Genomic DNA, 24,779 nt, shown 5'->3' with positions numbered 1-24,779 from the left:
TCTGACAAGGTAATTACCTTACAGGAAACAGCTCAATCCCTTACAGCGCGCGGCGCACACGACTGCGGCATGATGTCGCAGAGAACCAGTCGCCCAAAAAAAACGCCCAGCTCCAAAAGGAAACCGGGCGCTCTTGAACGCAGGTAGCGAATTAACGCTTGGAGTACTGCGGACGCTTACGCGCTTTACGCAGACCAACCTTCTTACGCTCAACTTCACGTGCATCGCGAGTCACGAAGCCAGCCTTGCGCAGGGCAGGACGCAGCGATTCGTCGTAGTCCATCAGTGCGCGAGTGATGCCGTGGCGGATTGCGCCAGCCTGGCCACTCACACCGCCACCGAGAACGGTGACGAAGATATCGAACTTCTCGGTCATCTCAACCAATTCCAGCGGCTGACGAACTACCATGCGGGCAGTTTCGCGACCGAAGAAACCGTCGAGAGTGCGGTTATTGATGGAAATTTTGCCAGTGCCCGCACGCAGGAACACGCGAGCGGTTGCAGTCTTGCGACGGCCAGTGCCGTAATTTTGAGTCGCCGACATAATGAACTATTCCGTTAAAACTTCAGTTCTTGGGGCTGCTGAGCAGTGTGAGGGTGAGCAGCGCCCGCGTACACTTTCAGCTTACGGTACATGTCGCGACCCAGCGGGTTCTTCGGCAGCATGCCTTTTACCGCGGTCTCGATCACACGTTCTGGCGCCTTGGCGATCAACTTTTCAAAGCTGATCGACTTGATGCCGCCCGGAAAACCGGAGTGAGAGTAGTACATCTTGTCGGTGGTCTTGGCACCAGTCACACGTACCTGCTCTGCATTGATCACGACGATGTAGTCGCCAGTATCTACGTGCGGAGTGTACTCAGGCTTATGCTTGCCACGCAGACGGCTGGCAATTTCGGTAGCCAGACGACCCAGTGTCTGACCCGCAGCGTCGACGACGAACCAGTCGCGCTTTACTGTTTCCGGTTTAGCAGTAAAAGTTTTCATTCTTTATAGCCTCAGGGGCCGCCCTGATAAATAAGACGGCGGATCTTACTGAATAGTGCTTACTTTGACAAGTCAAAGGCAGCCGAAAACGGGCGCTATCGGGGGCTCGGGTCAGCGCGTCCGTAATACGGCAAGATTCTTCGGCAGGCGGCGCATCACTTCCACCGCAGAAAGAGGTGCGCAATTATGCCGATTGCGAAAAAAAATTCAACCTGCTTGTATGGTTGTTTTACGAAAAGGAGCAGCAAATGGAGTATCGCCAGCTAGGCCGCACCGATTTGCGTGTCAGCGCCCTCTGCCTCGGCAGCATGACCTGGGGCGAACAGAACAGCGCTGACGAGGCATTCGCCCAGATAGAACGCAGCAAGGCCCACGGCGTCAATTTCCTCGACACTGCCGAAATGTACCCGGTGCCGCCGCGCGCCGAGACCTACAGCAAGACCGAGCAGATCATCGGCGATTACTTCAAACGACACGGTGATCGCGCCGACTGGGTACTGGCGAGCAAGATCGCCGGCCCGGGCAACGGAATCGACTACATCCGTGGCGGCAACCTGAAATTCAACCGGGAACACCTGGTCGCCGCACTGGACGCCAGCCTGAAACGCCTGCAGACCGACTGGATCGACCTCTACCAACTGCACTGGCCGGAACGCCCGACCAACTTCTTCGGCCAGCTCGGCTATCGCCATCAGGACAGCGAGTTCACCGCCCTGGAAGAAATCCTGGCAGTGCTCGAGGAACAGATCAAAGCCGGCAAGATCCGCCACATCGGCCTGTCCAACGAAACCCCCTGGGGCACCATGAAATTCCTCCAACTGGCGGAGAGCCGCGGCGGGCCGCGCGTGGCGTCGATTCAGAACCCCTACAATCTGCTCAACCGCAGCTTCGAGGTCGGCCTGGCGGAAGTCGCCATGCGCGAACAATGCGGTCTGCTGGCTTACTCGCCCCTGGCCTTCGGCATGCTCTCTGGAAAATACGAAGGCGGTGCCCGCCCGGCCAATGCACGAATCAGCCTGTTCAGCCGCTTTACCCGCTACACCAACGCGCAATCCGAGGCCGCCTGCTCACGCTATGTCGCCCTGGCTCGCGAACGCGGCCTGGATCCGGCGCAAATGGCCCTGGCCTTCGTCACCGCCCAACCCTTCGTGACCAGCAACATCATCGGCGCCACCACCATGGAGCAGTTGGAGGCCAACCTGATGAGCAGTGAGCTGACCCTCGACGATGAACTGCTGGCCGGCATAGAGGCGATTCACAAGATGCAACCCAACCCAGCCCCCTGAAAACTGGCGGAGCCTGATGCAGGGCGGGCCAATACCCGCTCTACATCCAGCCCCCACCCCTACAACGAACGCGCAATGATTTCCTTCATGATCTCGTTGGTGCCAGCGTAGATGCGCTGCACCCGGGCATCGGCCCAGGCGCGCGCCACTGGGTATTCCCACATGTAGCCGTAGCCGCCATGCAATTGCACGCACTCGTCGAGCACCTTGCACTGCAGGTCGGTGCCCCAGTACTTGAGCATCGCCGCGGTGGGCACATCCAGCTTGCCCTGCAGGTGCAATTCAAGACAGCGATCGAGAAAGACCCGGCCAATCTGAATTTCCGTGGCCATTTCCGCCAGCTTGAAGCGGGTGTTCTGGAAATCCGCAATGGCCTTGCCGAACGCCTTGCGCTCGCGGGTGTAATCCAGGGTCCACTGCAACGCCGCCTCGGCCGAGGCCAGGGCGCCAATACCTACGGTCAGCCGCTCCTGGGGCAGTTCCTGCATCAGGTAGGCGAAGCCCATGCCGGCCTGACCCAGCAGATTCTCCTTGGGCACTCGCACATCCTGGAAGAACAGCTCGGCGGTGTCCTGGGCCTTCATGCCGACCTTTTCCAGGCGCTTGCCCTTGGCGAAGCCCGGCGTGCTGGCCTCGACCAGAAACAGGCTGGTGCCCTTGGCCCCGGCCTGCGGATCGGTCTTGGCCACCACGACCACCAGATCGGCCAGGTAACCGTTGGTGATAAAGGTCTTGGAGCCGTTGATCACATAGTCGTCACCATCCAGCACCGCCGTGGTTTTCACGCCCTGCAGGTCGGAACCGGCGCCCGGTTCGGTCATGGCGATGGCCGTGACCATTTCGCCGGACACCAGCTTGGGCAGGTATTTGTGCTTTAGCGCCTCCGAACCGTAATGCAGGATGTAGGGCGCGACGATGTCAGAATGCAGGGAAAAGCCGATCCCGGTCAGCCCCAGACGACCGACCTCCTCGATCACCACCGTACTGTAGAGAAAATCGGCAGCCATGCCGCCGTATTCTTCCGGGATATGCGAGCAGAGCATCCCCGCCTCGCCCGCCTTGTTCCACAGCTGGCGATCGATATGGCCGTCCTTTTCCCACTGCGCATGAAAGGGCACGGCTTCCTGCTCGAGAAACTTGCGTACGCTATCGCGGAAAAGCTCATGGTCGGAGCTGAACAGGGTTCTGGGGATCATGCTGGCACCTTGCGACGTAGCGGATTATCGAAACCCTGACTTTAACCAAGCAAACGCTTGCTCGCACTGGACACAACCGCCAATAAATAAGACGATCCAGCCAGACAATGACCACTTAGCCTTGATAAGAACCCTAACTATGCTTACCCAGCAGCCACTGCCCTTGCGGCGCGTCAGCATTCTCGCCACCGAAGGGGTTTTTGCCTCGACCCTGATGCAGGCCAAGGACTTCTTCCACATGGCCAGCCTGCGCTACGGCAAACAGCAAGGGCTCGGCCTGACCGAAACCTTCGAGATTCGCCTGGTCAGCCCGGACGGCCAGCCGGTGCGCAGCTTCAGCAACGTGATGATCCCGGTTGACGGCGGCCTCGACCCATCCGATGTGATTATCCTGCCCACCTTCTGGGATGATTTCGACGCGCTCTGCCTGCGCCACCCGCAGATACTCCATTGGCTACAAGAGTGCCACGCAGGCGGTAGCGCAATCTGCGGCGAAGCCAAAGGGGTGTTCTGGATGGCCCAGGCTGGCTTGCTCGACGGCAAGGAAGCCACCACCTACTGGCGCTTCTTCCGCGAGTTCGCCGAGCGCTTCCCCAGGGTACTGCTCAACCAGGAGAAACACCTGTCGGACGCCGACAACCTGTACTGCGCCGGCGGCGTGACCTCGGCCTGCGACCTCTATATCTACCTGATCGAACGCTATTGCGGTGCCAGCGTGGCCCAGGGCGTGGCCCGCGACATTCTCTACGAAGTGCAGCGCAGCTACACCCCCGGCCGAATCGGCTTTGGCGGGCAGAAACTGCACCACGACCTGACCATCCTGCAGATCCAGCAATGGCTGGAAGAGCACTTCGCCGACAAATTCCGCTTCGAGGACGTGGCCCGCGAACACGGCATGAGCATCCGTAACTTCATGCGCCGCTTTCAGGCCGCCACCGGCGACAAACCCCTGCACTACCTGCAACGACTGCGCATCGAAACGGCGAAAAGCCTGCTCAGTGCCACGCGCAAGAGCATCAAGACCATCAGTTACGAAGTCGGTTACGACGACGCCAGCTTCTTCGCCCGCCTGTTCCGCCAGCACACGGAGCTGTCACCCAACCTGTATCGTCGACAATTCCAGCACAAGGACGCTCAGGTCTAGGCACGCCACAAGCGAACCAGGGCGCGGCGGCGCGGCCGCGCCCTTGGCTGACGCGGAACACTCATCGACTTGCCGGGCAAACCGGTCGTTACGGCTTATGCGGCCGCGACAGAAACTCATGGGACTGCATCTCGAGTAGCCGGCTCAGGGTGCGCTGGAACTCGAAATTCAGGCGGCCACCGGTGTAGAGGTCCTTCAGCTCGACTTCGGCGGAAATGATCAGCTTGACGTTGCGATCATAGAACTCGTCCACCAAATTGATGAAGCGCCGCGCCATATCGTCCATATGCACGTCCATCTGCTCGACATTGGCCAGCAATACCGCGTGGAATATCTTGCCCAGCTCGATGTAATCGTTCTGGCTGCGCGGACCGTCGCACAGCTCGCGAAACTCGAACCAAGCCACGTCATCGCCGACCTTGCGCGCAGTCAGGCTGCGGTTCTCGACCATCAAGGCCTCGTGCTCCTGCACCACACAGTGCTCGGGCAACAGGCTTCTGAAGCTCTTCTCCAGGCTCTCTTCGGCCGCCGCATCCAGTGGCCAATGAAACAATTCCGCCTGCTCCAGCGCCCGCAGGCGGTAATCGATACCACTGTCGACGTTGACGATCTCGGTATGCTCTTTGAGCAAGGCAATGGCCGGCAGGAAGCGCGCGCGCTGCAGGCCATCCTTGTACAGGCCGTCCGGCACTATGTTGGAGGTCGCCACCAGGCTTACGCCATTCTTGAACAGCTCCTCGAGCAGAGTGGCGAGGATCATCGCATCGGTAATATCGGAGACGAAGAATTCGTCGAAGCAGATCACCCGCGCCTCGGCGGCAAAGCGCTGACCGATGATCACCAGCGGATTCTTCTCGCCTTTGAGGGTGCGCATTTCTTCGTGCACCCGCTTCATGAAACGGTGGAAGTGCGTGCGCACCTTGCGCTCGAACGGCAACGAGTCGAAGAAAGTGTCGACCAGGTAGGTCTTGCCGCGGCCAACCCCGCCCCAGAAATACAGACCCTTTACCGGCCGCTGCGGCTTCTTGCCGAACAACTTGCCAAGCAGACCTGACTTGCCCTGCTCGTCGGCGACCAGGTCGTCGTACAGGCGCTGCAGATGACGCACCGCCGTTTCCTGGGCTGCATCATGGAAAAATTCGGGCCGCTCGAGATCGGCCTGGTAGCGCGCAAGGGGGGTCATATTCGTTAGCCGGGCCAGTAAAACGGGGGCGTAACTTTAACGACGCCCCCGCGGCTTGGCAATCGGCTTATAGACGGCGGACCGGTCCGTGGGAGGGGCTTTAGCCGCGACAGCTTGCCGATGCCGATGCATCGCGGCTAAAGCCCCCTCCCACAAAGCCATCGCTGGTTACTCCTGAGCAGCGAGCGCCTCGCGCAAACGCTGGATCGCCGTCTCACGCGCGCTGGCATCGGCAAAGTCCGGGCTATGCGCCACACACTCGCCGTCCAGCCATACACCGAAGGCGTCACCCTCCTCGCGCAGATCCAGCGGCTCGCCCGACTGCAGGCGTTTGCTCACCTGCCCGGCCGACTTGCCGTCGGCAAACGACCTGGACAGCAGCAACTGCTCGCCAGCGGCGTCCAGCAGACGGAAGCGAAAGCTACCGTCGTCGTCGCGGAAGCTGACGAACCGCGCACTCTTGCTCGCCTTCTTCTTACCGCTCTCGGCGCCGATGGGCTGGCTGCGGAATGAACGCAGGCCTACCGCCTCGCGCAGCTCGCCGAGGAAGGGCGTGGCGATCCTGCGCGCCTTGGCCGCGCCGGCCAGCAGAATATCTTCCAACTCGGCGGGCCGTTCGATCAGGGCGTGGTAACGCTCACGCGCCTCACCCAACTCGGCCTCGAGCAGCTGGAACAATTGCTGTTTGGCCTCACCCCAGGCCAAGCCCCCGAGCAATTCGGCGCGAAAATCCGCCTGCTGGGTCGGTGCGGCGAAGGCCTGATACAGGGTGAACAGATGGGAACTGTCCGGATCCTTGGGTTCGCCGGGCAGCCTGGAGTCAGTCACGATGCGCGCGATGGCGTCCTTGAGCTGCCGGGCACTGCCGAACAGCGGAATGGTGTTGTCGTAACTCTTGCTCATCTTGCGCCCGTCCAGGCCCGGCAGAGTCGCGACGTCTTCCTCGATCACCGCCTCGGGCAGGGTGAACAGCTCCTTGCCCTGGCCGAACAGGTGATTGAAGCGCTGGGCGATATCGCGCGCCATTTCGACGTGCTGGATCTGGTCGCGGCCGACCGGCACCTTGTGCGCGTTGAACATCAGGATGTCTGCGGCCATCAGCACCGGGTAGCTGAACAGGCCCATGGTGATGCCGGCATCCGGATCCTCGCCCTGCTCGACATTCTTGTCGACCGACGCCTTGTAGGCATGCGCACGATTGAGCAGGCCCTTGCCCGCGACACAGCTGAGCAGCCAGCACAGCTCGGGGATCTCCGGGATATCGGACTGGCGATAGAAGGTCGCCCGGCTCACATCGAGTCCGCAGGCCAGCCAGGTCGCGGCGATTTCCAGGCGCGAGCGCTGGATCCGCGCCGGATCATCACACTTGATCAGCGCGTGGTAATCGGCGAGAAAATAAAAGGAGTCCGCATCGGCGGCGCGACTGGCGACTATCGCCGGACGAATGGCGCCGGCGTAGTTGCCGAGATGCGGGGTGCCTGTGGTGGTGATGCCGGTAAGGATACGAGTGGTCATGGCTATCGCTTATAAGCTGTAATCAGTTCGAGAGACGCGGCAGCAGCAGATCCTTGAGATCCGTAAGCTTGCCGTGAAAAAAGTGGCCGCATTCTGCCACTTTCAACAGCTCATGGGCACGCCCCAAGCCGGCGGACCAGGCATAAACCGCCTGCGGATCGATCACTTCGTCGGCCTCGGGCTGGATCAGTGTCAGCGGACAGCGCTGCGCCGGCGGATTCTCGGCGGTCAGCCGGCTGACCGCTGGCGCCACCATGAATAAATGCGCCAGCTCTATGCCCTGTTGCTCCAGGCGCCCACCGAGACTGGCAGCGACAAAGCCGCCAAAGGAAAAGCCCAGCAGGGTCAGGGGCAGCTGCGGATAGTGCAGGCGCAGCCAATGGGCTGCCGCCTGCGCGTCATCCACCTCGCCGCTGTGCATGTCATGATCACCGGCACTGGCGCCGACACCCCGATAATTGAAGCGCAGGGTAGCCAGGCCGCCATCGCGGGCGGTGCGCTGCAGGGTCGAGACGACCTTGTTGAGCATGGTTCCGCCCTGCACCGGATTGGGGTGGCAGATCAGCGCCACGCCACGGGCGTCGGGGGTATCCAGCCACAGGGCCTCCAACTGGCCGCAGGGGCCATCGATAAAAACAGGGGTTTCGCGGGTGAGCAACGGTGAACTCCGTGACCTCGTAGAGGGTCGACTCGTCTAGCTGACAGCCTGCATCGCACAGCTTTACATTGCGGTATACAGCGCAGGTTCCAGCCGTTAACGTAAAGCAAAGCCGTTTAGAGAGGAAGGACTCGTGGAACAGACGCTCACAGCCTGGTTGTTACCGGCCATCACCCTGGTAGCCGGCATCGCCATCGGTTTCCTGATTGCTCGCCTTGCGCCCAATGCAGCCCCCGGCCGCACACAACGCCAGTTGGACGAGATCCAGGAACGCTTCGACGCCTACCAAAGCGAAGTGGTAACCCATTTCAATACCACTGCCAATCTGGTGAAGAAGCTCTCCCAGAGCCATCAGGACGTGCAGCAACACCTGTCCGAAGGGGCCAACCGTCTGGCACTCGACGAACTGACCCGCCAGCGCCTGCTGGCCAGCCTGCACGCAGAAGACGGCGGCGGCGAACGACGCGAGCGCCTGAAGGCTCCGGCGTCCCAGGAAATGCCCAAGGACTATGCGCCGAAAAGCGCCGATGTACCGGGCATGCTCGACGAAAGCTACGGTCTGAAGAAAAAATAACAACCGCTCACTCGGCTGCCCCGGCGACCGTGCAGCGAATCAAACGCCCCGCCTCGTGCGGGGCTTTTGTTATGCAAGGGCACTGACGATAGAGGCCCATCGCAGCCCGCGAAACTCATCAGCAAAATCTCATTACCAATAAAAAGCCCCGCACATGGCGGGGCTTTTTATTGCGCAGCGGATTTAGATCGCGCCACGCTCACGCAACAACGCCAGCACCTGCCTGACGCTCTCTTCCAGCGACAAGCTCTGGGTGTCGACTACCAGGTCGGCATCCAGGGGCACATCATAGGGGAAGGACAGCCCCGGAATGTTGTCGCCAGCCGCCGCGTACAAGCCCTGAGGATCGCGCTCGGCACAGACCTGCGGAGAAGCCTGCACATAGACGGTGATCAAGCGCTCGGCACCAAGCAGCGCCCTGGCCTGCTCGCGGCCTTCGGCGTCCGGCGCAACGAAAGCCGCCAGGGTCAGCAGACCGGCCTCGTTGAACTGACGCGCCACATGGGCGGCACGGCGCCAGTTCTCGGTACGTCCACTGCGATCCTGCGGCAAGCCCTTGTTCAGGTCGTGGCGCAGGTTCTGGCCATCCAGCACGTAGACCGCACGGCCCATGTCGAACAGCTTGCGCTCCACGGCATAGGCCAGGGTGCTCTTGCCGGCGCCGGACAGGCCGCTGAACAGCACGGTGGCCGGCTGCTGACCCAAGCGCGCGGCGCGTTCTTCGGTCGACACGTGGGCCAGCTTGCCGTGGTGGCCATCGGCATGCTGCGCACTGACCGGGTCGGCGATGATCATGCCCGCACCCACGGTGCCATTGGTCAATCGATCGATAATGATGAACGAGCCACTGGTGCGGTTGTGCGCATAGCCGTCCAGGGCGATGGACGCATCCAGGGCCACGCGTACCTGACCGATCTCGTTCAGGTGCAGACTGCTCGCCGGACCATGCTCCAACGTGTTCACATCGACCCGGTGGGTGATGCTGGCAATCGAGGCCGGCACATAGCTGGTGGCACGCTTGATGTCGTATTTCTTGCCCGGCAGCATCGGTTCTTCTGCCATCCACACCAGCATGGCGTCGAAGCTGTCGACCACCTGCGGGCGGTTATCGGCGTGTACCAGCATGTCGCCACGGGAAACGTCGATCTCGTCTTCCAGGGTCAGGGTAATCGCCTGGCCTGGACCGGCATGCTCAAGCTCGCCGTCATAGGTGACGATGGACTTGACCTTGCTGCCCTTGCCGGACGGCAACACCACTACCTCGTCGCCCTTGCGCACGATGCCGCTGGCCAGGGTGCCGGCGAAGCCGCGGAAATTCAGGTTGGGGCGGTTGACGTACTGCACCGGGAAGCGCATGTCGGTGAAATTGCGGTCACCGGCGACTTCCACGGTTTCGAGGATTTCCATCAGCGACTGGCCGTCATACCAGGGCGCGCGCTCGCTCGTGTTGACCACGTTGTCGCCTTTGAGCGCCGACATCGGCACGAAGTGCAGCGAGCTCGGCTTGAGGGCGATACCTTCGGCGAACTTCAGGTAATCGGCCTTGATCTGCTCGAATACGCCCTGATCGAAGCCCTTCAGGTCCATCTTGTTGATGGCCACGACTATGTGCTTGATACCCAGCAGCGAGGCAATGAAGCTGTGACGCTTGGTCTGGGTCTGCACGCCATAACGGGCATCGATCAGGATGATCGCCAGGTCGCAGGTGGAGGCACCGGTGGCCATGTTACGGGTGTACTGCTCATGGCCGGGGGTGTCGGCAATGATGAACTTGCGCTTGGCGGTACTGAAATAGCGGTAGGCCACATCGATGGTGATGCCCTGCTCGCGCTCGGCCTGCAGGCCGTCGACCAGCAGCGCCAGATCCACCTCTTCGCCAGTGGTGCCGGACTTCTTCGAGTCGCGGGTAATGGCTTCCATATGATCTTCGTAGATCATCTTGGAATCGTGGAGCAGACGGCCGATCAGGGTACTTTTGCCGTCGTCGACGTTGCCGCAGGTGAGAAAGCGCAGCAAATCCTTGCGTTCGTGCTGGGCCAGGTAAGCGAGGATGTCTTCGCTGATCAGATCGGATTGGTGCGACATCTTAAAAATACCCCTGACGTTTTTTCTCTTCCATCGAACCGGCCGCATCGTGGTCGATGACCCGGCCCTGACGCTCTGAAGTTCGGGTCAGGAGCATTTCCTGAATGATGTCCGTCAGGCTGGTTGCCGTGGATTCCACCGCACCGGTCAACGGATAGCAGCCGAGCGTACGGAAACGCACCATCTTCTTGGTAATGCGCGCCTTCTCTTCATCCGAGAGATGCTCGAGGATGCGATCGTCGTCGATCATGATCAGGGTACCGTTCTTCTCGATCACTTCACGCTCGGCGGCGAAGTACAGCGGCACGATCGGGATCTGCTCCAGATAGATGTATTGCCAGATGTCCAGCTCGGTCCAGTTGGACAGCGGGAACACGCGGATCGACTCGCCCTTCTTGACCTTGCCGTTGTAGACGTTCCACAACTCGGGGCGCTGATTCTTCGGGTCCCAGCGGTGCTTGCTGTCGCGGAAGGAGTAGACCCGCTCCTTGGCGCGGGATTTCTCCTCGTCGCGCCGGGCGCCGCCGAAGGCCGCATCGAAGCCGTACTTGTCCAGAGCCTGCTTCAGGCCCTCGGTCTTCATCACGTCGGTGTGCTTGGCGCTGCCGTAGGTGAAGGGGTTCATATCCTGCGCCACACCATCAGGGTTGATGTGGGTGATCAGGTCCAGGCCGTATTCGTTGACTATTTTTTCGCGAAACGCATACATCTCCTGAAACTTCCAGCGCGTATCGACATGCATCACCGGGAATGGCAGCTTGCCGGGAAAGAACGCCTTGCGTGCCAGGTGCAGCATCACGGCGGAGTCTTTACCGATCGAATAGAGCATGACCGGGTTGTCGAATTCGGCGGCCACTTCACGAATGATGTGGATACTTTCCGCCTCCAGCTGTTTCAGGTGGGTCAGTTTTTCGAGCATGGTTACTCACGATTTGCAGTGTGGTTGGGCCGGCGGGCCGTGGACGATGGCGCACTCTAGCACAGCACCCGCTTCTAATCAGGGGGCCAACTAGATCGAAACGATCTAGCTTTATACCCACGGAATCGGCCGCCCACGGACATCAGATTGGATTGGGACAGTCGATAAACAGGTGTTCGATGGCAAACCGACGCGCCAGGTAATCACCCAGCGCCTGCACGCCATAACGCTCGGTGGCATGGTGGCCGGCGGCGATAAAGCTGATGCCGTTCTCGCGAGCGCTGTGGAAGGTTTGTTCGGAAGCCTCGCCGGTCAGATAGAGGTCAACGCCAGCCGCGATAGCCTGGTCGATATAGCCCTGCCCGCCGCCGGTGCACCAACCGATCCGGCGGACCATTTCCGTGCCTTCAACCAACAAGGGCTCACGGCCGAGCACTTCCTGCACCCGCCGGGCGAAATCGCGGGGGCTCATGGGCTCGCGCAAGGAGCCAAGCAAACCAACCGTCCGCGGGTCATCCGGGTCGAGCGGCCCTTCGACGGTAATATCGAGCTGGGCGGCCAACTGCACGTTATTGCCGACCTCCGGGTGCAGATCGAGCGGCAGGTGATAGGCCAGCAAGCTGATATCGTTGCTCAGCAGGGCTTTCAAGCGGCGCTGTTTCATGCCGGTGATACAGGGATTTTCGCCCTTCCAGAAATAGCCGTGGTGCACCAGCAGCACATCGGCTTGAGCCTCCACCGCGGCATCGACCAGGGCCTGACTGGCGGTGACTCCGCTGACGATACGCCGCACCTGGGGCCGCCCTTCGATTTGCAAACCATTCGGGCAGTAGTCACTGATCCGAGCGGCATTCAAGTAGCGCTGTGCTTCTTCCACCAGGGTGGTCAAGGCAATAGCCATATGGATTCCTCGCCTGCGGTGACAGGCCGCTGCCACATTGGCAATCGGCCCTCTATAATGGCGCACCTTAAGGGGCGCATCAGTCTCCCCGCAACCTTCAGGATTTCATCGATGTTCAAGGCCCTGCGTTTTCTCGGCTGGCCGCTGCTGGTCGGTGTGCTTTTGGCGCTGCTGATTATTCAGTACTTCCCACAATGGGTTGGCCTGCCCATCCATGATGTGCGGCTACGCCAGGCGCCTGTCTATGGCCCAACACAGGAAGGCCCGGTGTCCTATGCCGACGCAGTGGGCACTGCCTCGCCAGCGGTGGCCAACCTCTACACCACCAAATTCATCAACAAGCCGCCTCACCCCATGCTCGAGGACGAGAAATTCCGCAAGTTCTTTGGCGACAACCTGCCCAAGCAGCGGCGCATGGAATCCAGCCTCGGCTCGGCGGTGATCATGAGCACCGAGGGCTACCTGCTGACCAACAACCACGTGGTGACTGGCGCCGACCAGATAGTGGTGGCCTTGCGCGATGGCCGCGAAACCCTGGCCCGGATAATCGGCAGCGACCCGGAAACCGACCTCGCCGTGCTGAAAATCGATTTGCATGATCTTCCAGCGATCACCCTCGGACGCTCGGACAATATCAGGATCGGCGATGTCACCCTGGCCATCGGCAACCCCTTCGGCGTCGGCCAGACCGTGACCATGGGCATCATCAGCGCCACCGGGCGCAACCAGCTGGGCCTCAACACCTACGAAGACTTCATCCAGACCGATGCGGCGATCAACCCGGGCAACTCGGGCGGCGCGCTGGTCGATGCCCACGGCAACCTGGTCGGCATCAACACCGCGATCTTCTCCGAGACCGGTGGCTCGCAAGGTATTGGCTTCGCCATCCCGGTGAAACTGGCGCTGGAAGTGATGCGGGCGATCATCGAACAGGGTCAGGTGATACGCGGCTGGCTGGGCATCGAAGTGCAACCGCTGACCCCGGAACTGGCGGAGTCTTTCGGCCTTGAAGGTCGCCCGGGCATCGTCGTTGCCGGCATCTACCGCGATGGCCCGGCACAGAAGGCCGGCCTGCAACCCGGCGACCTGATTCTCAACATCGATGGCGAAGCAGCCGGTGACGGCCGCCGCTCGATGAACCAGGTGGCCCGTACCAAGCCCGGCGAAAAGATCCGCATCGATATCATGCGTAACGGCGAACGACAGGAACTCAGCGCCGAAATAGGCGTGCGCCCGCCCGTGAAAGAAGACTGACAACCACCCCGCCGCGCGCTTTATCCCGCGGCTTGGCAACCGCCCAACTGCGGCCTGTGCGCCTCGCTGAGGGCGGTGCGAACAGGCCGTCCTACCTTGAGTTACAGGCTTGCAAGCGCATCCAGCAACGCCTGGTTGTGCTCCGGCGCGCCAATGGTAATGCGCAGGAACTGGGCGATGCGCGCCTGCTTGAAGTGGCGCACGATCACCCCCTGCTCACGCAAGCCAGCCGCCAGAGTGGCCGCGTCCTTGTGCGGGTGACGGGCGAAGACGAAATTCGCTGCCGAGGGCAATACCTCGAACCCCAGCGCCTGCAGGCCAGCCACCGTAGCCTCACGGCTGTCGATGACCTGCTGACAGGTACCCTCGAAATACTCGCGATCCTCGAAGGCCGCCGCCGCGCCGGCAATCGCCAGGCGGTCCAGCGGGTAGGAGTTGAAGCTGTTCTTGATTCGCTCCAGCGCCTCGATCAGGTCCGGGTGGCCGACCGCCAGGCCGACGCGCAGGCCAGCCAGCGAACGCGACTTGGACAGGGTCTGGGTCACCAGCAGGTTCGGGTACTGGCCCACCAACGCGATGGCGCTCTGTCCACCGAAGTCAATATAGGCCTCGTCGACCAGCACCACGCTGTCGGGATTGGCCTTGAGCAGTTGCTCGATGGCCTCCAGAGCCAAGAGGCAGCCGGTCGGCGCGTTGGGGTTGGGGAAGACGATGCCGCCATTCGGCCGGGCATAGTCCTCGACGCGGATCTGGAACTGCTCGTCCAGCGCAATGGTTTCCGCGGCGATGCCGTAGAGGCCGCAATACACCGGGTAGAAGCTGTAGCTGATGTCCGGGAACAACAACGGTTTGTCATGCTGAAACAAGCCATGGAAGGCATGCGCCAGCACTTCGTCGGAACCGTTGCCGACGAACACCTGGGCGGGCTGCACACCGTAGTAATCGGCCACCGCCTGCTTGAGGCGCTCGCCATTGGGGTCCGGGTACAAGCGCAGGCTGTCGTTGAGCTCGGCCTGCATCGCCGCAATCGCCTTGGGCGACGGACCATAGGGGTTTTCGTTGGTATTGAGCTTGACCAGCTTGGCCAGCTTCGGCTGCTCGCCCGGTACATAGGGCACCAGGTCTTTGACGAAGGGGCTCCAGAATTTGCTCATCTGCCCTTCTCTCCTCGAATTCGTTGCGTTTGTGATGGGTATCGCTGCGCTCAACCTGCGCGGCCCGACCCACCCTACGAAGCTGCATTTAGCTTTTGATGCGGTACTCGGCACTGCGCGCGTGGGCGGTCAGCGACTCGCCACGGGCCAGCACCGAAGCGGTCTTGCCCAGCTCGGACGCACCGGCGGCGGAACACTGAATGATCGACGAGCGCTTCTGGAAGTCATACACGCCCAGCGGCGAGGAGAAGCGCGCAGTGCCGGAGGTCGGCAGCACGTGGTTCGGCCCGGCGCAGTAGTCGCCCAATGCTTCTGCGGTGTAGCGGCCCATGAAGATCGCACCGGCGTGACGAATCTGCGGCAGGTACTGCTCGGGATCGGCGACGGACAACTCCAGGTGTTCCGGGGCGATGCGGTTGGCCACCTCGATGGCCTGGGCCATGTCGACCACCTGGATCAACGCACCACGGGCCTCGAGGGAGGCGCGGATGATCTCGGCGCGCTCCATGGTCGGCAACAGCTTGGCGATGCTCTCGGCCACACGGTCGAGGAAGGTCGCATCCGGGCTGAGCAGAATCGATTGCGCATCCTCATCGTGCTCGGCTTGGGAGAACAGGTCCATGGCGATCCAGTCCGGGTCGGTCTGGCCGTCACAGACGACGAGGATCTCCGAAGGACCGGCGATCATGTCGATGCCGACCTTGCCGAAGACATGGCGTTTGGCGGTGGCGACGTAGATGTTGCCGGGACCGACGATCTTGTCCACCGCCGGCACGCTTTCGGTGCCGTAGGCCAATGCCGCCACGGCCTGGGCACCACCGATGGTGAACACCCGGTCGACCCCGGCGATGCAGGCAGCCGCCAGCACCAGTTCGTTGATCTCGCCACGCGGGGTCGGCACCACCATCACCACTTCCGGCACTCCGGCGACCTTGGCCGGAATCGCGTTCATCAGCACCGATGACGGATAGGAGGCCTTGCCACCCGGCACATAGAGGCCGGCGCGATCCAGCGGGGTGACTTTCTGGCCGAGCACGGTGCCGTCGGCCTCGGTGTAGGTCCAGGAATCCTGCACCTGCTTCTCGTGGTAGCTGCGCACGCGCTCGGCGGCGAGTTCAAGAGCCTGGCGCTGTGCCGGGGTGATGCGGGTCAGGGCCAGTTCCAGACGTTCGCGCGGCAGGATCAGGTCGGCCATCGAGGCCACGTCGAGGCCATCGAATTTCTCGGTGAATTCGACCAGAGCCGCGTCGCCACGCTCGCGCACGGCCTTGATGATCTCCAGCACGCGCTGGTTGACCGCATCGTCTGACACACCTTCCCAGCTGAGCAGATGATCCAGATGACGGGCGAAATCCTGGTCGGCGGCGTTGAGTCGGCGGATGGCGATAGCAGCGGTCATAGCGGGCCTCATGATTGGCAAATGCTCGGGCGTCGCTAGGCTACCAAGCCCACCGCATGGACGCCCGAGATAATTGGCTATGACACGGATAGGCGGCCGAAAATTGCTCCTGCATGTTCGGCATTTCCGCCGTCCTTGGCGGTCACGCGGCTAATTGCCGCATGGCAGGTATTAGCTGGGGTGTCGCGACTCGACCGCTTCGCGCAGGGTATCGATCAGCGCCTGGATGCGCGCGTGCTGCATCTTCATCGACGCCTTGTTGACGATCAGCCGCGAACTGATGTGGGCGATCAGCTCCTGGGCTTCCAGGCCGTTGGCACGCAAGGTGTTACCGGTGTCGACCACATCGATGATCTTGTCGGACAAGCCCACCAGCGGACCCAGCTCCATCGAGCCGTAGAGCTTGATGATGTCGACCTGGCGCCCCTGCTCGGCGTAGTAACGCTTGGCCACGTTGACGAACTTGGTCGCCACGCGCAGCCGACCCTTGGGCTCCGGCGCGCCGACCGCACCGGCGGTCATCAGCTTGCAGCGGGCGATGCGCAGGTCCAGCGGTTCGTACAAACCCTGGCCGCCGTACTCCAGCAGCACGTCCTTGCCGGCCACGCCGAGATCCGCAGCGCCATGCTCGACATAGGTCGGCACGTCGGTGGCACGCACGATCAGCAAGCGCACGTCGTCGAGCGTGGTGGGGATGATCAGCTTGCGGCTTTTATCCGGATTCTCGGTCGGCACAATGCCTGCCGCGGCGAGCAGCGGCAGGGTGTCGTCGAGGATGCGGCCCTTGGATAGCGCAATGGTCAGCATGAAGCGGATTTCCTTTGGAACTGGACCAGACCAGCCCATGCGGACTGGTTGTTGGGCGTCGCTGGGATCAGCATCACCTAACCCGGCACGCGGCGAATTTTAGCGCCGAGCATCTGCAGTTTTTCCTCGATGCACTCGTAACCACGGTCGATGTGGTAGATGCGGTCGATCAGGGTATCGCCATCGGCGACCAGGGCGGCGATGACCAGGCTGGCCGAAGCACGCAGGTCGGTGGCCATGACCGGGGCACCCTTGAGCTTGTCGACACCGGTGACGATCGCGGTGTTGCCCTCGACCATGATCTGCGCACCCATGCGCGTCATTTCATAGACGTGCATGAAGCGGTTCTCGAACACGGTCTCGATTACCGTACCGGTACCTTCGGCAATAGCGTTGAGGGCAATGAATTGCGCCTGCATATCGGTGGGGAACGCCGGGTAGGGAGCCGTACGCAGGTTCACGGCTTTCGGCCGCTTGCCTTTCATGTCCAGCTCGATCCAGTCGCTACCGGTGGTGATTTCCGCGCCAGCTTCCTGCAGCTTGGACAGCACCGCTTCCAGGGTGGTCGGATCGGTGTCTTTCAGCTTGACCCGGCCACCAGTCGCCGCAGCCGCCACCAGGTAGGTGCCGGTTTCGATACGGTCGGGCATCACATCAAAGCGCGCACCGTGCAGGCGCTCTACCCCATCGATGGTGATGGTGTCGGTGCCGGCACCACTGATCTGCGCGCCCATGGCGATCAGGCAATTGGCCAGGTCCACCACTTCCGGCTCGCGCGCGGCGTTTTCCAGCACGCTGCGGCCCTTGGCCAGGGTGGCGGCCATCATGATGTTTTCGGTACCGGTCACGCTCACGGTATCGAAGAAGAAATGTGCACCGCGCAGCCCGCCCTCGGGCGCCTTGGCCTTGATATAGCCGGCTTCCACATCGATGGTCGCACCCATGGCCTCGAGGCCGCGAATGTGCAGATCGACCGGACGCGAACCGATGGCGCAACCACCGGGCAGGGCGACTTCGGCATAACCGAAACGCGCCACCATCGGCCCGAGCACCAGGATCGAGGCGCGCATGGTCTTGACCAGTTCGTAGGGTGCGATCAGCGTCTTGATCGCCCGCGCATCGACTTCGACACTGAGTTTCTCGTCGATGACCGGCTCGATGCCCATGCGCCCGAACAGCTCGATCATGGTGGTGATGTCGTGCAGGTGCGGCAGGTTGCAGATGGTCACCGGCGCATCGCCCAGCAGGGTGGCCGCGAGAATCGGCAGGGCGGAATTCTTCGCCCCGGAAATGCGGATCTCGCCATTCAGGCGCACACCGCCGGTAATAATCAGTTTGTCCATGTCTCTCTCGATTTAGGAGCGCGCGGCCCAATCGGCACGGCTGAAGAATTTCATGCTCACCGCATGGATACTGCCATCGGCAATCCAGGGATTGAGGTGAGCGTAGACCTGCTGCTGACGTTTGACCGGACCCAGGCCGGCCAGCTCATCACTAATCAGATTCAGCTGGAAGTTACAGCCTTCGCCTTCAACTTCCACCTGGGTGTTCGGCAGTTTGGCCTCCAGGAGGCTTTTTACTTCTAGGGCCTGCATGCTCAACCTCGATCAACGCATTGAAAAACGACAGCAGAGTCTTGGGAGCTGGAGGACTTTCCGCAGAAGCACAGCGGCAAGCCCGACAGACTACAAAGCTCGCGGTCGCGCATCATACAAAAAAAGCCACTCGCCTGCGAACCCCACGCGGGGCTATCCCGACCGGAGACGAGCAAGCGAGCAGACTCAAACTTCCAGCGGCAGCACGTCCAGCAGCCCGGAGACACCGGCTATCTCGCGCATATCCCCGGGCAGACCGCGCACCACCAAACCCTTGCCTGCCACCTGGGCATCGCGCATGAATGCCAACAGCAGCGACAGGCCGACGCTGCTGGACTTGTCCACAGCCCCACAATCGATCACACAGCTGGCCGCCTGGCTGGCGGCAATCAGCCGCCCTCCCTGCTCGCGCAAGAGTGGACCACTGAGATAATCGAGCACGCCCGATAGCTGAAACAGCCCGGGCGACTGCTCGACGATGGCGGCCCGACTCACGACTCACCCGTAGATTTAGACTGACGGGCCTTGGCGACGGTATCGGCCCAGGTGTCGATAACCTTGTCCAGATCATTGCTGTGGTTCTGCATGGACTGGGCGAACTGATCGCGGAACAGCTTGCCGACGTTGATGCCATTGATGATCAGGTTGCGCATTTTCCAGCCGCCATCCTGGTTGACCATGGTGTAGGACAGCGGGTAGAGGGTGCCATTGCCGTCCTTGATCTCCATGTTCACCGAAGTGCGCTGCGGATTCTGCTTGCCACTGGGTGGCAGCACGCGAATATCCTGATTGTTGTATTCGAGCAGGGCGTTGCCATAGAACTGCATCAGACTGCGCTTGAAGTTTTCCTGAAAGCGCTGCATCTGCTCAGGCGTGGCCTGGCGCGAATAACGCACGGTCATCACCCCACGGGAAATGCCCTCAACATCCACCACCGGACCAAGTATCTGGTTCAGCGAGGCATAAAAAGCCGCTGGATCGTTGCGGTATTGGTCTTTATTGACCTTGAGGTCTTCCAGCAGCGTGGTCGTGGTTTGCTCCACCACCTGATAGGCACTTGGCGCAGCTACAGCCAGCAGCGGCATGGCCAATAACAGAGTGACCAGACCGTTACGCAGGGTCTTGAGCATAGTGGCAGTCCTCATTAATTAGCCTCGTCTTTATTGACCGAATTGAGCAGGAATTTGCCGATCAGATCCTCCAGCACCAACGAAGACTGGGTGTCGTAGATGGTACTGCCATCGACGAGCACCTCTTCATCACCGCCAACGCTGATGCCGATGTACTTCTCACCGAGCAAACCGGCGGTCAGGATCGAGGCAGTCGAGTCGGCGGGCAGGTTGTCCACGCTGTTGTCCAGCAGAAGGGTGACCCGCCCGGTGTAGGTATCGCGATCCAGATCGATGGCGGTCACTTTACCGATGGTCACCCCGGCCATGGTCACCCTGGCCCGTACCGTTAGACCGGCGATATTCTCAAAGTGCGCATAGACCTTGTAAGTATCGCTGCTACCCACCGTCAGACCACTGACGCGCAACGCCAGCAGCAGCAGGGCCAATAGCCCGGCCAACAGGAACAGGCCGACACCAATCTCCAGTGTGCGGTTTTGCATCAGAAGTCTCCAAACATCAAAGCGGTCAGAATAAAGTCCAGCCCCAGCACGGCGAGCGAGGCGTAAACAACTGTCTTAGTGGTAGCCCGACTGATGCCTTCCGAGGTCGGCTCACAGTCATAGCCTTGAAAAACGGCAATCCAGGTAACGACAAAGCCGAACACGATGCTTTTGATCACACCATTGAGCACGTCTTCACGAAACGAAACACTGTTCTGCATGTTGGCCCAGAACGAACCTTCATAAACGCCGAGCCAGTCGATGGCGACCATCGCCCCACCCCAGATACCGACCACGCTGAAGATCACCGCGAGCAACGGCATCGAGATGAAACCGGCCCACAGGCGCGGCGCCACGATGTACTTGAGCGGATCGACACCGATCATTTCCAGACTGGACAATTGCTCGGTGGATTTCATGTTGCCGATTTCCGCGGTCAGCGCGGATCCCGCGCGCCCGGCGAACAACAAGGCGGTGACCACGGGGCCGAGCTCGCGCAACAAGGTCAGGGCGACCATCTGCCCGACCGCCTGCTCCGAACCGTAGTCAGACAGGATGTTGAACCCCTGCAACGACAGCACCATGCCGATAAAAACCCCCGACACGACGATGATCGCCAGGGACATGACGCCTATCGAGTACAGCTGTTTGATCAGCAGCTGCAGCGGGTTGCCGGCCCCACTGCGGCCGAACAGCGCACGCACCAGAAATACCGTCGCCCGTCCCAGCGTGGCCACCGCATCGATGCCGGCGCGACCAAACAGACGGATCCGCTCGAGCGTAGATGTCTTGCGCATCAGCGCCCCCCCAATAAATCGTCGCGGTAGCCTGCCGCCGGATAGTGGAACGGCACCGGCCCGTCTGGAATGCCCTGCATGAACTGGCGAACACGCGGGTCATCCGAGTTCATCAACTCGTCTGGCGTGCCCTGACCGAGCACCTTGGTGTCGCCCACCAGGTAGATGTAGTCGGCAATGCTGGCGGTTTCCGCCAAATCGTGGGACACCACGATACTGGTGATACCCAAGGCATCGCTGAGCAAACGAATCAAGCGCACCAGCACCCCCATGGCAATCGGGTCCTGGCCCACGAAAGGCTCGTCGTACATCAGTATCTGCGGATCGAGGGCAATCGCCCGCGCCAGCGCTACGCGGCGTTTCATGCCACCAGACAGTTCATCCGGCATCAACTCCAGCGCACCGCGCAGACCCACGGCCTGCAGCTTCATCAGGACAATGTCACGAATCATTTCGTCAGGCAGTTGAGTGTGCACACGCAGCGGAAACGCGACGTTCTCGAACACATCCAGGTCGGTGAACAAGGCGCCACTCTGAAACAGCACGCCCATCTGCTTGCGCATGTCAAACAGCTCGCTGCGCGAAAGGCTCGGCAGGTTCAGCCCATTGACCCACACCTCGCCCTTGCTCGGCCTGAGCTGCGCACCGATCAGGCGCAGCAGCGTGGTCTTGCCACAGCCGGAAGGCCCCATGATACCGGTGACCTTGCCGCGCGGAATGCAAATGTCGATATTTTTGAAAATCTCGCGGTCGCCCCGCTGAAAACTGAGGTTTTTCAGCTCGACCGCATATTGCTGCTCGGCACTCATCTCTGCTCCTTGGAATGCAGCCTCCCTGACAGACGCCCGCCAGCGTTGCTAAGACACCGCAGTTGCCGGACCGGGCGAAATGGCCGGGCACTATAACATTGCCGAATTAGCCTGCCCAAGGCCGAACATATGTTTACAAACCGCCGGCTGCACCAGTGAACATTTGCCCGCAGGCGAGCGTCAAAAGCGCTCAAAGCCAGCCGCCGAACGATTCAAAGGTGAGTGCGCGAATCTTTCCCGCTATAATCGCCGCCTTTTACTCGACCTGCCTAAAAGACGCCAATGAGCCAGTCCAACGAGCTGATCAAGTCCGCACAACGCACCATTCGCCTGGAACTCGAGGCGATTGAAGAGCTGCTGCCACGCATCGATAGCAATTTTATTCGCGCCTGCGACCTCATCCTGGCCAGCAAGGGCCGCGTGGTAGTGGTCGGCATGGGCAAGTCAGGGCATATCGGCAACAAGATTGCCGCCACCCTGGCAAGCACCGGCACTACCGCATTCTTCGTGCATCCGGCCGAAGCCAGCCATGGTGACATGGGCATGATCACCCGCGACGATGTGGTCCTGGCCCTGTCCAACTCGGGCTCGACGGCGGAAATCGTTACCCTGCTGCCGCTGATCAAGCGCCTCGGCATCACCCTGATCAGCATGACTGGCAACCCCGATTCAGCGCTGGCCAAGGCCGCCGAAGTCAACCTGGACGCCCGCGTATCCCAGGAAGCCTGCCCACTCAACCTGGCCCCGACCTCTTCCACCACCGCATCCCTGGTCCTCGGCGACGCCCTGGCCATTGCCCTGCTGGAAGCCCGCGGCTTTACCGCCGAAGACTTTGCCTTCTCCCACCCCGGCGGCGCACTCGGCCGCCGCCTGCTGCTGAAAGTGGAGAATGTCATGCATGCCGGCTCCAGCCTGCCTCGCGTGCAGCGCGGCACCTCGCTGCGTGACGCCCTGCTGGAAATGACCCAGAAAGGCCTGGGCATGACCGTAGTCGTCGAGGACGACGGACGCCTGGCCGGCGTCTTCACCGATGGCGATCTGCGCCGCACCCTGGATCGCGGCATCGATGTGCGCCAGTCGAGTATCGATGACGTGATGACCGTACACGGCAAAACCGCCCGCGCCGAGATGCTCGCCGCCGAAGCACTGAAAATCATGGAAGACCACAAAATCAGCGGACTGGTGGTGGTCGACAGCGACGACCGCCCGGTCGGCGCCCTGAATATGCACGACCTGCTACGCGCCGGAGTAATGTGATGCCCGCTGACGTGATGAACCCCGACCTGCAACACCGTGCCCAGGCCATCAAACTGGCGATTTTCGATGTCGACGGTGTGCTCACCGACGGCAAACTCTACTTCCTGGTCGACGGTAGCGAATTCAAGACGTTCAACACCCTCGACGGCCACGGCATCAAGATGCTGATCGCTTCGGGTGTGCGCACCGCCATAATCAGCGGACGCACGACCCCGGTGGTCGAGCGCCGGGCAAAAAACCTGGGCATCCAGCACCTGTATCAGGGCCGCGAAGACAAACTTGTGGTTCTCGACGAACTTCTTGGCGAACTCGGCCTAAGCTATGAGCAAGTCGCCTATCTGGGCGACGACCTGCCCGACCTTCCGGTGATCCGCCGGGTTGGCCTGGGCATGGCGGTCGCCAGCGCAGACACTTTTGTGCGCCAGCATGCCCATGGCGTGACCCTGGCCCGCGGCGGCGAAGGCGCAGCCCGCGAATTCTGCGAGCTGATCATGCGTGCCCAAGGCAGCCTCGACGCCGCCCAAGCCGCCTACCTGTAGAGCCCACTATGCTGCGCAAACTGCTGCCCCCCATCCTTTACGCTTTCGCGGCCGCACTACTCGCCGCCGTCGGCTACTGGAACATCAACCCCGACAGCTTCTCCGAGCGCCCGGCACAAGCCGACGGCGAAAACACCATCGACTTCTACGTGGTCAATGCCACTACCGTGCAATACCAGGCTGACGGCAAGCTGCATTACCAGATGACCAGCGACAAGCTGGAGCACATCAAGAGCAGCGACATCACCCTGCTGAGCAGCCCCTTCCTGCACTTGTATCGCGGCACCGAACTGCCCTGGAAGGTCAGCAGCGAACGCGCCGAAGTGGCGCCACAAGGCAAGGAAGTGGAGTTGATCGACAACGTCCGTGTTGAACGCACCGATGCCAAGGGCCGCCCGACTATCCTGACCACCAGCCGTCTTACCGTATTTCCGGATAAGGAATATGCGCAGACCCAGCAAGCCGTTAGAATCGTCGCGGCCAATGGAGTGACAACGGCACAAGGAATGAAAGCGTATTTGAATGACGGCAGGATGCTCCTGCTGTCCAACGTAAGAGGCCTGCATGAGGTTCGTTAAAACCTTCCCACTTTTGCTCAGCTTGAGCGCCGCGCTCGCGAGCACCTGCGCTTGGGCGCTGCCCACTGACCGCGAGCAGCCGATCCGCGTCCAGGCCGACAGTGCCGAACTGGACGATCGCCAAGGCGTCGCGGTCTATCGCGGCGACGTGGTGATCACCCAGGGCACCCTGAAGATCACCGGCGACACTGTGACCATTACCCAGAACGCACAGGGCGACATCGAAATCTTCACCTCGGTCGGCAAGCCCGCCTATTACGAACAGAAGCCGTCCGCGGACAAACAGATCGTCAAGGCCTACGGCCTGACCATCCAGTATTTCGCCCAGAATGAACGCATCGTGCTGATCGACCAGGCCAAGGTGATCCAGGAAGGTAATACCTTCGAGGGCGAGAAAATCGTCTATGACACCCAGCGCCAGATCGTCAATGCAGGCCGCGCCACAGGCACCAACATCACTACGCCGCGGCCACGCATCGACATGGTGATCCAGCCGAAGAACCCACCAGCCGAACAGCAGGCGCAGTAGC

General features: G+C 61.2%; 27 protein-coding genes. 8 read left to right on the top strand and 19 right to left on the bottom strand.

Annotated elements, in window-relative coordinates:
• Positions 1–151 precede the first annotated feature (151 nt).
• Together rpsI and rplM are read right to left on the bottom strand one after the other, a co-directional pair.
• Positions 152–544, bottom strand: coding sequence for a 30S ribosomal protein S9 (rpsI, locus tag PH586_RS02415; RefSeq protein ID WP_238039943.1), 393 nt, complete (start codon positions 542–544; stop codon positions 152–154).
• A 14-nt stretch (positions 545–558) separates the two neighbouring features.
• Positions 559–987 (bottom strand): 50S ribosomal protein L13, encoded by a 429-nt coding sequence (gene rplM / locus PH586_RS02410; protein WP_079203113.1) that lies wholly within the window; start codon positions 985–987, stop codon positions 559–561.
• Positions 988–1,235: 248 nt separating this feature from the next.
• On the opposite strand from rplM, the gene PH586_RS02405 reads away from it, so the two are divergent.
• On the top strand, positions 1,236–2,273 hold the full coding sequence (locus tag PH586_RS02405) for an NADP(H)-dependent aldo-keto reductase (protein ID WP_271346170.1): 1,038 nt from the start codon (positions 1,236–1,238) through the stop codon (positions 2,271–2,273).
• Between the two features lie 59 nt (positions 2,274–2,332).
• Here PH586_RS02405 and PH586_RS02400 read toward each other — a convergent pair whose 3' ends face one another.
• A complete protein-coding gene (locus tag PH586_RS02400; RefSeq protein ID WP_271346169.1) occupies positions 2,333–3,469 on the bottom strand; it encodes an acyl-CoA dehydrogenase family protein in 1,137 nt (378 codons plus the stop codon).
• 238 nt (positions 3,470–3,707) lie between these two features.
• Here PH586_RS02400 and PH586_RS02395 point away from each other — a divergent pair, with 238 nt between their 5' ends.
• Entirely contained in the window at positions 3,708–4,613 is a 906-nt protein-coding gene (locus tag PH586_RS02395; protein WP_271346451.1) for a GlxA family transcriptional regulator, read from the top strand.
• A gap of 88 nt (positions 4,614–4,701) precedes the next feature.
• Here PH586_RS02395 and zapE read toward each other — a convergent pair whose 3' ends face one another.
• The 3 genes from zapE to PH586_RS02380 all read right to left on the bottom strand — a co-directional run bounded on the left by zapE (position 4,702) and on the right by PH586_RS02380 (position 7,969).
• Entirely contained in the window at positions 4,702–5,796 is a 1,095-nt protein-coding gene (zapE, locus tag PH586_RS02390; protein WP_271346168.1) for a cell division protein ZapE, read from the bottom strand.
• A 168-nt stretch (positions 5,797–5,964) separates the two neighbouring features.
• Complete coding sequence (locus PH586_RS02385; RefSeq protein ID WP_271346167.1) at positions 5,965–7,311, bottom strand: tryptophan--tRNA ligase; 1,347 nt, start codon at positions 7,309–7,311, stop codon at positions 5,965–5,967.
• A 22-nt stretch (positions 7,312–7,333) separates the two neighbouring features.
• The gene (locus tag PH586_RS02380) at positions 7,334–7,969 is read right to left on the bottom strand and encodes an alpha/beta hydrolase (protein WP_271346166.1); all 636 of its coding nucleotides are present in this window, start codon (positions 7,967–7,969) and stop codon (positions 7,334–7,336) included.
• Between the two features lie 133 nt (positions 7,970–8,102).
• Here PH586_RS02380 and PH586_RS02375 point away from each other — a divergent pair, with 133 nt between their 5' ends.
• Positions 8,103–8,543: a YhcB family protein gene (locus PH586_RS02375; protein ID WP_271346165.1), complete on the top strand. Its 441-nt coding sequence runs from the start codon at positions 8,103–8,105 to the stop codon at positions 8,541–8,543.
• Between the two features lie 183 nt (positions 8,544–8,726).
• Here PH586_RS02375 and cysN read toward each other — a convergent pair whose 3' ends face one another.
• From cysN to PH586_RS02360, 3 genes are all read right to left on the bottom strand, one after another.
• Entirely contained in the window at positions 8,727–10,628 is a 1,902-nt protein-coding gene (cysN, locus tag PH586_RS02370) for a sulfate adenylyltransferase subunit CysN (RefSeq protein ID WP_271346164.1), read from the bottom strand.
• Position 10,629: 1 nt separating this feature from the next.
• Positions 10,630–11,547: a sulfate adenylyltransferase subunit CysD gene (gene cysD, locus PH586_RS02365; RefSeq protein WP_271346163.1), complete on the bottom strand. Its 918-nt coding sequence runs from the start codon at positions 11,545–11,547 to the stop codon at positions 10,630–10,632.
• 142 nt (positions 11,548–11,689) lie between these two features.
• Entirely contained in the window at positions 11,690–12,448 is a 759-nt protein-coding gene (locus PH586_RS02360; RefSeq protein WP_271346162.1) for a Nif3-like dinuclear metal center hexameric protein, read from the bottom strand.
• Between the two features lie 111 nt (positions 12,449–12,559).
• On the opposite strand from PH586_RS02360, the gene algW reads away from it, so the two are divergent.
• Entirely contained in the window at positions 12,560–13,702 is a 1,143-nt protein-coding gene (algW, locus tag PH586_RS02355) for a Do family serine endopeptidase AlgW (RefSeq protein WP_271346160.1), read from the top strand.
• A 101-nt stretch (positions 13,703–13,803) separates the two neighbouring features.
• Here the strand turns inward: algW and hisC are convergent, their stop codons facing one another.
• The 10 genes from hisC to PH586_RS02305 all read right to left on the bottom strand — a co-directional run bounded on the left by hisC (position 13,804) and on the right by PH586_RS02305 (position 21,875).
• Positions 13,804–14,856 (bottom strand): histidinol-phosphate transaminase, encoded by a 1,053-nt coding sequence (gene hisC / locus PH586_RS02350; protein WP_271346159.1) that lies wholly within the window; start codon positions 14,854–14,856, stop codon positions 13,804–13,806.
• A gap of 88 nt (positions 14,857–14,944) precedes the next feature.
• Entirely contained in the window at positions 14,945–16,255 is a 1,311-nt protein-coding gene (gene hisD, locus PH586_RS02345; protein ID WP_271346158.1) for a histidinol dehydrogenase, read from the bottom strand.
• 171 nt (positions 16,256–16,426) lie between these two features.
• Positions 16,427–17,062, bottom strand: coding sequence for an ATP phosphoribosyltransferase (gene hisG / locus PH586_RS02340; protein ID WP_271346157.1), 636 nt, complete (start codon positions 17,060–17,062; stop codon positions 16,427–16,429).
• A gap of 77 nt (positions 17,063–17,139) precedes the next feature.
• On the bottom strand, positions 17,140–18,405 hold the full coding sequence (gene murA, locus PH586_RS02335; RefSeq protein WP_271346156.1) for a UDP-N-acetylglucosamine 1-carboxyvinyltransferase: 1,266 nt from the start codon (positions 18,403–18,405) through the stop codon (positions 17,140–17,142).
• A gap of 12 nt (positions 18,406–18,417) precedes the next feature.
• A complete protein-coding gene (locus tag PH586_RS02330; protein WP_172144079.1) occupies positions 18,418–18,657 on the bottom strand; it encodes a BolA family protein in 240 nt (79 codons plus the stop codon).
• A 186-nt stretch (positions 18,658–18,843) separates the two neighbouring features.
• The gene (locus tag PH586_RS02325; RefSeq protein ID WP_271346155.1) at positions 18,844–19,152 is read right to left on the bottom strand and encodes an STAS domain-containing protein; all 309 of its coding nucleotides are present in this window, start codon (positions 19,150–19,152) and stop codon (positions 18,844–18,846) included.
• Positions 19,149–19,787, bottom strand: a complete 639-nt coding sequence (locus PH586_RS02320; protein WP_271346450.1) for an MlaC/ttg2D family ABC transporter substrate-binding protein — start codon at positions 19,785–19,787, stop codon at positions 19,149–19,151. Before PH586_RS02320 ends, PH586_RS02325 begins: the two co-directional genes overlap by 4 nt.
• A 14-nt stretch (positions 19,788–19,801) precedes the next feature.
• Positions 19,802–20,269, bottom strand: coding sequence for an outer membrane lipid asymmetry maintenance protein MlaD (mlaD, locus tag PH586_RS02315; protein WP_271346154.1), 468 nt, complete (start codon positions 20,267–20,269; stop codon positions 19,802–19,804).
• Positions 20,269–21,066, bottom strand: coding sequence for a lipid asymmetry maintenance ABC transporter permease subunit MlaE (mlaE, locus tag PH586_RS02310; protein WP_271346153.1), 798 nt, complete (start codon positions 21,064–21,066; stop codon positions 20,269–20,271). Before mlaE ends, mlaD begins: the two co-directional genes overlap by 1 nt.
• Positions 21,066–21,875 carry an ATP-binding cassette domain-containing protein gene (locus PH586_RS02305; protein ID WP_271346152.1) on the bottom strand — a complete coding sequence of 270 codons (810 nt, stop codon included), beginning with the start codon at positions 21,873–21,875 and terminating at the stop codon, positions 21,066–21,068. Before PH586_RS02305 ends, mlaE begins: the two co-directional genes overlap by 1 nt.
• Before the next feature lie 282 nt (positions 21,876–22,157).
• Between PH586_RS02305 and PH586_RS02300 the strand changes: the two genes are divergently transcribed.
• Genes PH586_RS02300 through lptA form a run of 4 tightly spaced genes read left to right on the top strand, consistent with a single transcriptional unit; the run spans position 22,158 to position 24,778 of the window.
• Positions 22,158–23,132, top strand: a complete 975-nt coding sequence (locus PH586_RS02300) for a KpsF/GutQ family sugar-phosphate isomerase (RefSeq protein ID WP_271346151.1) — start codon at positions 22,158–22,160, stop codon at positions 23,130–23,132.
• Complete coding sequence (locus tag PH586_RS02295; protein ID WP_408636732.1) at positions 23,132–23,671, top strand: KdsC family phosphatase; 540 nt, start codon at positions 23,132–23,134, stop codon at positions 23,669–23,671. The genes PH586_RS02300 and PH586_RS02295 overlap by 1 nt, the downstream gene beginning before the upstream one ends.
• 8 nt (positions 23,672–23,679) lie before the next feature.
• Positions 23,680–24,249 (top strand): LPS export ABC transporter periplasmic protein LptC, encoded by a 570-nt coding sequence (gene lptC, locus PH586_RS02290; protein WP_271346150.1) that lies wholly within the window; start codon positions 23,680–23,682, stop codon positions 24,247–24,249.
• Positions 24,236–24,778 carry a lipopolysaccharide transport periplasmic protein LptA gene (gene lptA / locus PH586_RS02285; RefSeq protein ID WP_271346149.1) on the top strand — a complete coding sequence of 181 codons (543 nt, stop codon included), beginning with the start codon at positions 24,236–24,238 and terminating at the stop codon, positions 24,776–24,778. The genes lptC and lptA overlap by 14 nt, the downstream gene beginning before the upstream one ends.
• Position 24,779 lies beyond the last annotated feature (1 nt).

Origin of the sequence: Pseudomonas aestuarii, assembly GCF_027988105.1 — a bacterium.
In the GTDB taxonomy this organism is placed as follows: domain Bacteria; phylum Pseudomonadota; class Gammaproteobacteria; order Pseudomonadales; family Pseudomonadaceae; genus Aquipseudomonas; species Aquipseudomonas aestuarii.
This window is presented reverse-complemented; position numbering and strand designations above follow the sequence as displayed.